Source organism: Phocaeicola salanitronis DSM 18170 (assembly GCF_000190575.1).
GTDB classification, from domain to species: Bacteria; Bacteroidota; Bacteroidia; order Bacteroidales; family Bacteroidaceae; genus Phocaeicola; species Phocaeicola salanitronis.
In genome coordinates, this window is sequence record NC_015164.1 from 1,967,024 (window position 1) to 1,979,822 (window position 12,799).

At 48.5% G+C, this 12,799-nt stretch carries 7 protein-coding genes; 6 read left to right on the forward strand and 1 reads right to left on the reverse strand.

Features of this window, described 5'->3' with window-relative positions:
* Positions 1-164 precede the first annotated feature (164 nt).
* Positions 165-2,378, reverse strand: a complete 2,214-nt coding sequence (locus BACSA_RS08470; protein WP_013617697.1) for an alpha-galactosidase — start codon at positions 2,376-2,378, stop codon at positions 165-167.
* A 208-nt stretch (positions 2,379-2,586) separates the two neighbouring features.
* Here BACSA_RS08470 and BACSA_RS08475 point away from each other — a divergent pair, with 208 nt between their 5' ends.
* The 6 genes from BACSA_RS08475 (at position 2,587) to BACSA_RS08505 (ending at position 12,796) form a co-directional block, all read left to right on the forward strand.
* Positions 2,587-2,931: a HigA family addiction module antitoxin gene (locus BACSA_RS08475; RefSeq protein WP_013617698.1), complete on the forward strand. Its 345-nt coding sequence runs from the start codon at positions 2,587-2,589 to the stop codon at positions 2,929-2,931.
* 16 nt (positions 2,932-2,947) lie between these two features.
* Entirely contained in the window at positions 2,948-3,745 is a 798-nt protein-coding gene (locus BACSA_RS08480; protein WP_013617699.1) for a M48 family metallopeptidase, read from the forward strand.
* A gap of 134 nt (positions 3,746-3,879) precedes the next feature.
* A complete protein-coding gene (locus BACSA_RS08485; RefSeq protein WP_013617700.1) occupies positions 3,880-6,681 on the forward strand; it encodes a glycoside hydrolase family 2 TIM barrel-domain containing protein in 2,802 nt (933 codons plus the stop codon).
* Between the two features lie 128 nt (positions 6,682-6,809).
* The gene (locus BACSA_RS08490) at positions 6,810-7,697 is read left to right on the forward strand and encodes an AraC family transcriptional regulator (RefSeq protein WP_013617701.1); all 888 of its coding nucleotides are present in this window, start codon (positions 6,810-6,812) and stop codon (positions 7,695-7,697) included.
* Between the two features lie 343 nt (positions 7,698-8,040).
* The gene (locus BACSA_RS08500) at positions 8,041-9,348 is read left to right on the forward strand and encodes a glycoside hydrolase 5 family protein (RefSeq protein ID WP_013617702.1); all 1,308 of its coding nucleotides are present in this window, start codon (positions 8,041-8,043) and stop codon (positions 9,346-9,348) included.
* A 181-nt stretch (positions 9,349-9,529) separates the two neighbouring features.
* Positions 9,530-12,796: a SusC/RagA family TonB-linked outer membrane protein gene (locus tag BACSA_RS08505; RefSeq protein WP_013617703.1), complete on the forward strand. Its 3,267-nt coding sequence runs from the start codon at positions 9,530-9,532 to the stop codon at positions 12,794-12,796.
* Positions 12,797-12,799 lie beyond the last annotated feature (3 nt).

The window sequence follows — 12,799 nt, forward strand, 5'->3', positions numbered from 1 at the left end:
GCGCGACAAGTTTCATACCCGGTTTAGATATACTGAAACTTTAGTTTCAGTGCATTTAAACAAAAGTTTCAGCAGGATAAAACTAAAGTTTCAGCATATCTAAACTGGCATGAAACTACCTTAAGCAGGTTAAAGCATCCATTCTCAACGGATTATGCGCCCGTTTATTCCGCTTCGAGATACAGCACCCGGCTGGCATAATCATTCAGCTTGTGATAGTCCACCTTATGCGTGTAAGGGATTTCCAAGCCGTTTTCCATCAAGAACTTGCCCGAATACGCTTTCCCCTCGAACGGGAGAGGCTCGTTATCGATGCGGTTCAACTCTTTGACCCGATACATCTTCGCCGGGTCGAGCCCTGCCATGCGCACACGTGGCAAATGCTGGTTATAAAACGTTTCCATTTTCCACCAATAGAATACCGCCTTGTCTTTCTCGGGCGAAGTATACATCAGAGACGCCACCCCCAAGCGGTCGTAGGGAGAAACCAGACGGTAGATGTCCCCGAACTGCACTACGGGACGAATCATCTTGTAATCGGCTATTGCCTTCCGGCAAATCTCCTTCTCCTCCTCGGTCATGTTCTTTGGCTGGATTTCCATGCCCAGACGCCCGCTCATCGCCACATCGATACGGTATTTGATAGGAACGGTACGGAAGACCTGATGATTGGGAGCCGAACTGATGTGGGACGCCATGGCTATCGCCGGGAAGAAATACGAGGTGCCCCATTGCATGTAAATGCGCTGGAGGGCATCAGTATTGTCGCTCACCCAGAACTCGTCGAACCAAGGCAGGTAACCCCAGTTGGCACGTCCTCCGCCGCTGGCACAAGCCTGGATAGTAAGGTCAGGGTATTTGGCACGGATACGGTTGCATACACTCTCGAAGCCACGATGATACTCGATGTACATGTGGCTTTGGTTGTCAGCGGTCAGGTAATTCGAACCGTGGTTCATAATCGCCATATTGGCGTCCCACTTGATATACTCGATTTCGGGATACTTGCTCATCAGGTCATCCACCACGCCGAACACGAAGTCCTGCACTTCGGGATTGCCGAGGTCAAGTACAACCTGCGTTCCGCCACGTCCCAATACTGGGTCGCGCTGGGGAGCTTTCACAATCCATTCGGGATGCTTCTCGTAGAGTTCGCTCGTAGTATTCGACATTTCCGGCTCTATCCAGATACCGAATCCCACATGATGTTTCTTCGCGTCACGGAGCAATCCCTCAATGCCTTCGGGAAGCTTACGGGTATCTACCACCCAGTCGCCCAACGAAGAATTATCGGTATTGCGCTGGTACTTGCCTCCGAACCATCCGTCATCCATCACAAACAATTCTCCGCCCATTGATTCGATGTCCGCCATCATCTGTTCCATGCCTTGCTGGTTGATGTCGAAGTAAACGCCTTCCCAGCTATTGAGCAGGATTTTGCGAGGCTTGTCTCCATGCGCCAGCTTATAAGTGCGTCCCCAGCGGTGAAAGTTCCGGCTGGCTCCGCTCAACCCTTCGTCCGAATAAGTAAGGGCAAGCACCGGAGTCTTGAACGTTTCGCCTTTCTGCAAATGATACATGGAATTATCTTCATTGATACCGGCAAAGAACTGGTGGTATTCGCTATCATCGGTGTCAATACGGAGCTTATAATTTCCTGTATAGCAAAGTGCCGCACCAATGGTCCGCCCTACGTTTTCCTGTGGACGGCCGTCGAGCGAAAACATCACTTCGGCATGTGCCGTATGCGAATTGCGCACCCCGTCCTTGTTCTTTATCACTTTCATGCCCGGCTCCAACGGTTCCTGAGCCAAACGCCCTTCGTTCGCCCACGAACCATACAGGCTGGAGAGCCATACATTTCCCCTGCGGATGGGCAGGTAAGCCGAAGCGAACTGGTTGAGCACTACAGGTTTCTTTTCTTCGTTCGTTATTTCGGTCCAGGTCTCAATGATGTCCACATCCTGATAAGCCCGGTAACATACGTTGACATAAAATGGATACACCTTATCTTTCAAGCGGACAGAAACTTCCGTTGTCTTATCCCCATCGGTCGTAGCCACGCTTTCCACCACCAGCTGGGTTGACATGTTCCCGTCGGCATGGCATACCGAGAGCGCCGTTTCTGCCGGAGTATTCATTCCATACACCGGATAAGCGGCATGATTGCACGTACGCACCGCATCAATCTGTTTCAGATCCGCATCGCCCAGCTTCGTACCATAATATACATATTTCAATTCTCCCCCTTGCGGTGCGTCAATCACCAGCGAGGTTTCGGGAGTAGAGAGGCGCACAAGTTGCTCTTGCGCCCATACACCGGAAGCGAAAAGCGAAGCTCCGGCAACTAATAAGACTTTAGCTTTCATGTTTTTCATGATGAGTTGTTTTAAATGATATCGATGCAAAAATAGGCATATTCCACCAATGCGAATGATACTGTATTATCTTTTTCATTACAGATAGCGTGGGTTGCTCCATTAAATATAGAAATATCTTCTCCTATTTTGTGAAGAGTCAAAATAATTAATTACCTTTGCTCTTATTAGTTTGCTTATCTATCAAACCACTATAAATAAACGCATTATGATAACAATAGAAGGAATTGACCCTAATATGATTGCCAATAACATCGAATCGGCATATCCGACACATCCAGGTTCGATTCTGAAAGATGAAATCGAATACCGGGGTATCACCCAGCATAAGCTGGCACAACAAATGGGAGTGCCTTATTCGGCTTTAAACGAGATACTGAACGGCAAACGGCCTTTGACCGAAAAAATGGCTTTATTATTCGAAGCAATCTTAGGTATTGATGCGGAACCATTGCTTGCTTTGCAGACCGACTATAATTTGCGGAAAATGCGCAAAGACAGCTCCTTCATGGAAAGGCTAACGGAATTACGTAAAATAGCATCTCTTCTCTAAAAATCTTATACAAATAATGAAACACCTGCATTTCACCCTGCTCTTGCTTGCCGCCCTCCTGCTGGCAGGCTGCTCTACCGTCCCCCTGACCGGACGGAAGCAAATGCTTTTGGTATCGGATAGCGAAGTGCTGTCCTCCAGTCTTACCCAATACAACGACTATATCAAGTCGGCTAAGAAATCGGCCAATGCCGCACAAACCGCCATGGTGGTACGGGTAGGGAAAAAGATAGCCTCCGCCACCGAATCCTACCTGCGCGCGAACGGCATGGCATCGGAAATCCAGAACTTCGCCTGGGAATTCAATCTCATACAAGACCCGCAAGTGAACGCCTTCTGCATGCCGGGCGGAAAGATTGTAGTTTATGAAGGACTGATGAAGCTGGTCTCGTCCGATGACGAACTGGCGGTAGTGGTGGGGCACGAAGTGGCTCATGCCGTAGCAAAGCATAGCAATGAACGCCTGAGCCAACAAGTAATGGCGCAATATGGCGCGAATATCCTCAATTCGCTGGTAAGCGACAAGAGTTCTGCGGTGCAAAAGGTTGCAGGCACGGTTTACGGCATCGGCGCACAATACGGCATGATGCTTCCCTTCTCGCGCAAACACGAATCGGAAGCAGACTATATGGGGCTGGTATTCATGACCATGGCTGGGTACAATCCCGATGTAGCCGTCGGATTCTGGCAAAAGATGTCGGCAGGAAGCGGAGGGTCTGTACCCGAGTTTATGAGCACACACCCCAGCGACGCCACGCGTATCGCCGATATCCGGAAGGAATTGCCGGGCATCAAGGCGAAGTACCGCAAATGAATGAATAAACATAACTGATTAATTTGATAAGAACACAGAGACACAAAGACACAGAGAAAAAATTTTTATCTTTCATTCCCAATAAAAACTCTGCGCCTTTGTGTCTCTGTGTTCTATTAATAAAAAAGAATCCAATGAAACAACTCTTTCTTGCACTCGCAACCCTATTATGTGCCGTGAGCATACATGCGCAAGAACGTCCCTTCCTTCCCCTGTCGGGCACCTGGGAAAGCTCGTTAGGCACTTGCCGGCTTCCGGGCAGTACCGATGAAAACAAATTGGGCAAGCCGGCACAGGCTCCCTATGCTACGGCTCAGTTGACAAGGCTCTATTCGTATAGCGGACAAGTCACCTACGAACGCGACTTCACCTTGCCCGAAAGCTTTGCCGGAAAGAAGCTCCGCCTGATTATGGAACGCACCAAGCCCAGCACGCTTTGGATAGACGGAGACAGCATCGGGAGCCTGACCCATCTGTATGCTCCGCACGAGTATGAGCTTCCTCCCCTCGCATCGGGAAATCACCACATCGCCATCCGGATAGATAATTCCGAGACCTCTGTGCCCAAAGAAATACAAGGCTCGCACGCCTGGAGCGATGCCACCCAAACCAATTGGAACGGCATCTTGGGACGGTTCGGCATCGAAGCCCGTGATGAAGCCTATATAAATAAGGTGGAAGTGTATCCCTCGTTCATCCGGAAACGTGCCCTCGTGAAACTGACCGTCAATACCGAACGGTATGAAGACGCTACCATACGCATTGAAGGCAACGCATGGAATACCCCCGAAAACCATGTCCTCCCCACTTTGGAACAGAAGATTCCGCTCCAGCCCGGACCTACCTCGTTTACCCTTACCCTCGACATGGGAGACTCACCCCTGCTTTGGAGCGAATTCCATCCTGCCCTTTACCGGCTTCGCGTCAGCCTCGATACAGACCATACGCACGATGAACAGAGCGTGGATTTCGGCATGCGCAATTTCCGCACCGAGGGCACCCAATTCGTATTAAATGACAAGAAAATATTCCTCCGGGGCAAGCATGACGGATGCGTATTCCCCCTTACCGGTTATGCCCCGATGGACGTGGACGCATGGCGCAAGGTGTTCCAAACCGCCAAGCGGTACGGCATCAACCATTACCGGTGCCACTCGTACACACCTCCCGAAGCAGCCTTGAAAGCCGCCGACATCGAAGGCATCTATTTCCAGATTGAATTACCCCTATGGGGAAAAATCGAACGGAAGAACACAAGCCTCAACTCTTTCTTGAAGCGGGAAGGCGACATGCTGCTCGACTGGTTGGGCAATCATCCTTCGTTCATGATGTTAGGCTTGGGGAATGAACTGAACGGCGAAGTGGAAGTCATGCGCGAATGGCTTTCCGATTTCCGCCGGAAAGACCCTCGGCATCTGTATTGCTTTGGCTCAAACAACTACTTAGGCTGGATGGGACCACAAGAGGGAGAAGATTTTTTCGTAACGTGCCGGGTAGGCGGAGGCGAAGGATATTCGACTCATGTACGTTCTTCCTTCGCATACGTGGATGCAGAAAAGGGAGGCATCCTGAACAACACCCGTCCCAATACAACCGCCAATTATGCACAAGCCATCGCCCGGTGTCCCCGTCCCGTAGTGGGACACGAGACCTGCCAGTTCCAGATATACCCGGACTACCAGCAAATTGCGAAATACAGAGGCGTGCTGTATCCATATAATCTGGAAATATTCCGTAACCGGCTAAAAGAAAATCACCTATACGACCAAGCCGAAGCTTTCCATCGTGCTACGGGACATTTCTCTGTGGCATGTTACAAAGCCGATATCGAATATGCCCTGCGCACACCCGGCTTCGGAGGTTTCCAAATGCTCGACCTGCAGGACTATCCCGGCCAAGGCTCGGCACTGGTAGGCATATTAGACGCTTTCATGGAAACCAAAGGCATCACAGACCCCGAAACCTTCTACGGCTTCTGTGCCCCGGTAGTCCCTCTGGCAGAGATGAAAGACTTCTGCTGGCAGAACACCCAAACCCTTCAGGTACGTGTAGCCCTTTCGAATTACGAAGAAAACGACTGGAACACCCCTATCCGCTGGCAATTGATATCGGATGACGGGACGTGGGAAAAGAAAGGCACACTCTCCTGCTCCGCACCGCAAGGAAATGTCACTCCCATAGGAAACATCGAGCTTCCCCTCAACGAACTGAAGACCGCGCAACGCCTGACCCTGAACTTACAGACAGGAACATACCACAATTATTACCACCTGTGGGTGTACCCCGAAGAGCAGGAAAACACGGAGGGAGTTTACGTCGACTCCCTACTTAACAAGCAGGTGAAAGCCAAGCTGGCAAAGGGAGAAACCGTACTCTTGCTTCCCCGCCACAAGGACATCGGGAAACAAAGCGTAGGAGGCATGTTCACACCCGATTATTGGAACTATGCCATGTTCAAGACCATATCGGAAAATGCAGGCAAAGAGGTTTCTCCGGGTACGATGTCGATATTGGCAGATCCCGCACACCCCTTATTCCGCCACTTCCCTACCGAAGAGCATAGTGACTGGCAATGGTGGAGCATCACCCGGAATTCGCGTCCAATGATACTGAACCACACAAACAAGGCATACCGTCCCGTAGTGCAAGTCATTGATAATATCGAACGGAACCACAAACTGGGTATCGTCTTCGAGTTCCGCATCGGAAAAGGAAAGCTTCTGGTCTGCACCACCGACCTCAATGCCATTAAAGGCACACCCGAAGGAAACCAGTTCCGCACCGCCCTGCTCCGCTATGCAAAGTCGGCACAATTCCAGCCCGACACCGTATTGACATGGGAAGAACTGACCCGGCTTTTCACCGAGGACATCATCCAACGAGATATACAAGGAGTAAAGAATCAATCGGACTATAGTTCGAATGTGCCAATGTGAAAATGTGCCAATGTGAGAATGTGCCAATGTGAGAATGTGCTAATGTGAGAATGCATTAGCTCATTAGCAAATTAACACATTGTCACATTAACGAATTAACACATTAACAAATTAATAAATTTAAGACCATGATAGTACAAGACAAAAACGTCATCCGCGAAATTACCCCTCTTTCGGAAAAAGACTGCTTCTACATTGCAGACCGAAGGAAAAGCGAGTTCACTTATCCGATGCATTGTCACAAGGAGTTCGAATTGAACTTCGTAATCAATGCATCCGGCGTATTGCGTATCGTGGGAGACTCGGCAGAAGTTATCGGCGATTACGACCTGGTGTTAATCACCAGCCCCGACTTGGAGCATGTATGGGAACAACATGAGTGCAAGAGCACGGATGTACGCGAAATCACCATCCAGTTCTCGCCCCAATTCATGAAGACCTTGCTTGCCACAAATCAGTTCGACCGCATTTCCAAGATGTTTGACAAAGCACAAAACGGCATCTGTTTCCCAACTACCGCCATCATGAAAGTCTATTCCATACTCGACAAATTGCCTGATACAAAGGGATTCTACGCCGTAACCAGCTTTCTTACCTTATTGTATGAACTGTCCATGTTCACCGATGAAGCCCGCGTACTGTCCAGTTCATCTTTTGCCAAAATCAAGCAACACTCAGATAGCCGACGGGTACAAAAGGTACAAGATTACATCAACCAGCATTACAAAGAAGAAATCCGATTGGGGCAACTGGCGGATATGGTGGGCATGACCGAAGTATCATTCAGCCGTTTCTTCAAGCTCCGCACAGGCAAAACCCTCCAAGACTACATCACCGACATCCGGTTGGGATATGCCCTGCGCATGTTGGTAGACACCACCATGAGCATCGCCGAAATCTGTTACGAATCCGGCTTCAATAACCTTTCGAACTTCAACCGCATCTTCAAAAAGAAGAAAATGGTATCGCCGAAAGACTTCCGCTCCAACTACAAGAAAAAACGCATCTTAATTTAGTCCTTATATTTGCGCATATTATAGTAAAACAAAATTGGTTTGCGAAAAAATGGAATGGAACACAGAGACACAAAGACACAGAGCTTTATTTTTGAGAGAACAGAGTTCACAGAGTAAAAGTCTGGCTCTATGGTCTTTACCTTCTCTATATATTTATTTCTCCGTGCCTCTGTGCCTCTGTGTTCAATATAAAGGATTAACGGATTTTTCGCAATCCATTTCTGATTGACTATAATAACACAAAACATCAATAGAAAATCAATAGAAAATAAAATCAGATAAAATAGTATCAATTTCGTATTTTCATTTAGACTACATTTGCAAAAAATAAATCTAATTGCTTATGTGGAAACAAATGATTCTATCTCTTCTGCTTTTGCCAGCAATTCTTACCGGCTGCACATCAACCCCTAAGGAAAGCCCCTCTCCATTCATCCAAGTGAAGAACGGACAGTTCATCCGTAACGGACAACCTTATTATTATATAGGAGCCAACTTCTGGTACGGTGCCATCCTCGCCTCGGAAGGAACGGGAGGCAACCGCGAACGCCTGCACCGGGAACTCGACTCCCTGAAAGCCATCGGCGTGGACAACCTGCGCATCTTAGTCGGCTCGGACGGAAAGCGAGGCGTCCCCACCAAAGTGGAACCGACCCTGCAAGAAGCTCCGGGCATCTATAATGATACTATTTTGGCAGGATTAGACTACTTATTGGCAGAAATGGAAAAGCGTGACATGCTGGCGGTGCTCTATCTGAACAATTCGTGGGAATGGAGCGGAGGATACAGCCAGTACCTCGCTTGGGCAAGAGGAGACAAGGCTCCCGTGCCTGCCGTAGACGGATGGCCCGCCTTCATGAACTATGTAAAAGAGTTCGTGGTATCAGACAGCGCACAAGCACTGTTTGCCAATCACGTGAAATACATCCTCACCCGCACCAACCGGTACACCCACCGGAAATATACAGACGACCCGACCATCATGTCGTGGCAAATCGGGAACGAACCCCGTGCTTTCGCTTCCGACTCTATCCATAAAGCAGCCTTCGCCGAGTGGATGAGCAAGACTTCTTCCCTTATCCGCTCGCTTGACCCGAACCATCTTATTTCTACAGGAAGCGAAGGCAAACACGGATGTGAAGAAGACATTGCCCTCTTCGAAAAAGTCCATGCCGATACAAACATCGACTACATGAACATCCACATCTGGCCCTACAATTGGGGCTGGGCACCGAAGGACAGCCTTCAAGAGAATCTAGAAAAAGCCTGCACGAACACGCAAGCCTATATTGACGAACATCTGAATATAGCAAAAAAGTATCAGAAGCCGCTTGTACTGGAAGAGTTCGGCTATCCGCGTGACAGTTTTCAATTTGGTAAAAACATATCAACTCATGCCCGTGACGGGTATTACAAGTGTATCTTTGATTTAATAGTTAAACACGCAACCCATCAAAGCCTGTTGGCTGGTTGCAACTTCTGGGGCTGGGGCGGCTTAGCCGTTCCCTCCTCGGAACATGTTTTCTGGCAGCCAGGAGACGATTATACAGGTGATCCCGCCCAAGAAGAACAAGGGTTGAACTCGGTATTCGCATCCGACTCCAGCACGATAAGCCTTATCCGTATGGCTAATGGCAAATTGCCTCATTAAACTTGATCACAGCAACGCAACAACTATTACAAAGGTGTATCAGGTTTGATAAAAAAGTATTAGCTTATCCTACTAACATGCCGTAATTTTGCAATGTGAGAAAGAAATGGTGCGATGTAGTTACCGAATAAAACGGCTATTATACGAACCTTAAATTATTAACAAAATCATTCTATTTATCATGAACAAGCATGCAAGAAAAGCCGCACTCGCGGCAGGGATGTGCTTATCCTTGATAGGCATAAGCACTTCGCAAGCATTGGCAGCTCCGGCAGAATTCTACGCCTCGCAACAGGTTAAGAAAGTGTCGGGTGTCATCATTGATGCAAGCGGGATTCCCGTCATTGGCGCGAACGTACTTGAAAAAGGCACCACAAATGGTGTCATCACTGACTTGGACGGCAACTTCACCCTCAACGTGAAGCCGGGAGCTACACTGGTTATTACCTATATCGGATATGTATCCCAAGAAATCGAAATAGGAAACCAGACAACCTTTAAGATAACCTTGAAAGAAGATTCCGAGATGTTGGATGAAGTAGTAGTCGTAGGTTACGGTACGATGAAGAAGAGCGACCTTTCGGGAGCTTCCGTATCGATGGATGAAGACGCCATCAAAGGCTCTGTCATCACCAACCTCGACCAGTCGCTCCAAGGACGTGCGGCAGGTGTGGCTGCGGTCAGCACTTCTGGTGCGCCGGGATCGGCTTCTTCTATCCGTGTGCGTGGTCAAGCTACCATCAACTCAAACGCTGAACCATTGTATGTAATCGATGGTGTCATTGTACAAGGTGGCGGACAAAGCGGTTCCGACTTCGGACTGGGAGACGCACTGGGCAACGGTTCCGTATCAACCATCTCCCCACTTTCTACCATCAACCCGCAAGATATCGTATCGATGGAAATCTTGAAAGACGCTTCCGCTACCGCCATCTATGGTGCGCAAGGCGCGAACGGCGTTATCTTGATTACCACCAAACGTGGTAAAACAGGCGAGGCGAAATTTACGTATGACGGCATGGTAGCCGTACAACGCCAGACCAAACGTCTTGATATCATGAACCTACGTGAATTTGCCGACTTCTACAACGATTTCGTAGACGTAGGCGAACTGGACTTCAGCAACATTTATGGTGACCCGTCACTCTTAGGCGTAGGAACAAACTGGCAAGACGCCATCTTCCGCACAGCTTTGCAACACCAACACCAAGTATCAGCACAAGGAGGTAGTGAAAAAGTGAAATACTACGTTTCAGGGTCGTATATGGATCAAGACGGTACGTTGATAGGCTCCAGCTTCAACCGTTATTCGTTCCGTACCAACTTGGATGCCGAACTGAAACCGTGGTTGAAAATCGGCTTGAACGCCACGTATTCATCGACCAAAGACGACTTGAAGTTGGCAGACAGCGAGCAAGGTATCATCAACTACTCACTGACCACCCCGCCCGATATCCCTATTTATGATATCGACGGCAATTACTCATCGGTCATCCGGGAAGGTTATACAAGTCCTAACCCTATCGCCTTGGCATTAATGGATCAAATCTTACTCTACCGTCAGAAACTGACAGGAAGTATCTTCGCAGATGTGACGCTGATGAAAAACCTGACTTGGCATGCCGAATTCGGTTATGATATCAGTTACAGTAAAGGTGAACGCTACGAACCGCGAGTAGACTTAGGCAACTGGAAACGAGATAGTAACATGAGTTCCATTCAAAAGAATAACAGTACCTTCTGGCAACTGAAAAACTACGTGACTTACACAGGACAGATAGACAAGCACGGATTTACGGCAATGGTGGGACAAGAAATGTGGGCTTCGAACTACGACAACACATCGATACAGAATACCAACTTGGCGTCGGACGCTGTACATAATCCGGCTTTAGGTGCAGGTACTCCCTCTATCAACTCCGGATTTGGAAGCTCTTCGATGGCTTCATTCTTTACCCGTCTGACCTATAATTACGATGACCGCTACTTGGGAACTTATACTTACCGTTACGATGGTTCATCTAACTTCGGACCGGAAAACCGTTGGGCAGGATTCCATGCTGTAGCTGCTTCTTGGCGTTTCTCTAACGAAAATTTCTTCGAACCTATCCGCAACGTCATCAACAACGGTAAGCTGCGCCTCGGCTGGGGACAAACCGGTAATTCAAATATCGGCGGATACCGTTGGGGAGCATCCATCTCGCGTATGCCGACCGGACTGGGATTGGGATACCGTCAGTCGAACATCGCCAATCCAGGCGTGAAATGGGAAACACAGGAACAAGTGAACGTGGGACTTGACTTAGGGTTCTTCAACGACCGTATCGGACTGACCGTAGACTGGTATAAGAAAGTATCAAAAGATATGTTGATGTCACTTCAATTGCCCTCCTACATGGGAACATCGGGGAACGCTTCATCTGTGCTTGCAGCTCCTATGGGTAATTACGGCGATATTGAGAATAGCGGTTGGGAAATCACCCTGAACACACACCCGCTCATCGGCGAATTCCAATGGGATTCCGATTTCCAGATTTCGTTCAACAAGAACAAACTCCGCGCCTTGGACGGCACCGCCAACGCTCAAATCGTAGGTTACGGACAATGGAGTGACGTAGTAAGTGTATCCGAAGTAGGCGAATCACTCTATAACTTCTACGGCTATGTATGCGACGGCGTGTACGAAGACTTGCGCGACCTGCAGACCTCGCCAAAGCCTGCACACTATCCTGCCAATGGCGTGTTCAACCGCACCAATACCGTATGGGTAGGCGATATTAAGTATAAGGATTTGAACGGCGATGGAATCATTGACGAAAACGACCGCACCAACATCGGTTCTCCACTGCCCAAGTTTACATTTGGTTGGAACAACACGTTCCGTTACAAGAACTTCGACCTGACTATCTTCTTGAATGGTTCGTATGGCAACAAAGTATATAATTACATGGCCATGAAACTGACCCACATGAACTCACCGTGGCAAAATCAGTTGAACGCCGTAAACGATCGTGCCCAAATTGTTCCGATTGACCCGAACAAAGACTATTCGCAAGGAGTGAACGTAAACGGTGTAACCGTATGGAACTGGTACGATGATGTAACAAACGTGAAAGTGGCAAACACAGGCACAAAAACGCCGCGTGCCTCTATCCAAGACCCGAACGACAACGACCGTATCAGCGACCGTTACATTGAAGACGGCTCATACATCCGTCTGAAGAACATCACATTGGGATATACTTTCCCCAGCAAACTCATTAACAAATGGGGATTGGATAACTTGCGTATCTACGCCAACATCCAAAACTTGCTGACCATTACCGGCTACGATGGTTACGACCCTGAAATCGGTGCCAGCACAGCCAGTCCGAATGTATATGGTCTGGATAACGGACGTTACCCATCACCAACGGTTTACTCATTTGGATTGAACATTTCTTTCTAACCT

Coding starts and splice junctions, on each gene's coding strand:
- BACSA_RS08500 (WP_013617702.1), top strand. CDS start 8,041: ATGTGGAAACAAATGATTCTATCTCTTCTGCTTTTGCCAGCAATTCTT.
- BACSA_RS08480 (WP_013617699.1), top strand. CDS start 2,948: ATGAAACACCTGCATTTCACCCTGCTCTTGCTTGCCGCCCTCCTGCTG.
- BACSA_RS08475 (WP_013617698.1), top strand. CDS start 2,587: ATGATAACAATAGAAGGAATTGACCCTAATATGATTGCCAATAACATC.
- BACSA_RS08470 (WP_013617697.1), bottom strand. CDS start 2,378: ATGAAAAACATGAAAGCTAAAGTCTTATTAGTTGCCGGAGCTTCGCTT.
- BACSA_RS08485 (WP_013617700.1), top strand. CDS start 3,880: ATGAAACAACTCTTTCTTGCACTCGCAACCCTATTATGTGCCGTGAGC.
- BACSA_RS08490 (WP_013617701.1), top strand. CDS start 6,810: ATGATAGTACAAGACAAAAACGTCATCCGCGAAATTACCCCTCTTTCG.
- BACSA_RS08505 (WP_013617703.1), top strand. CDS start 9,530: ATGAACAAGCATGCAAGAAAAGCCGCACTCGCGGCAGGGATGTGCTTA.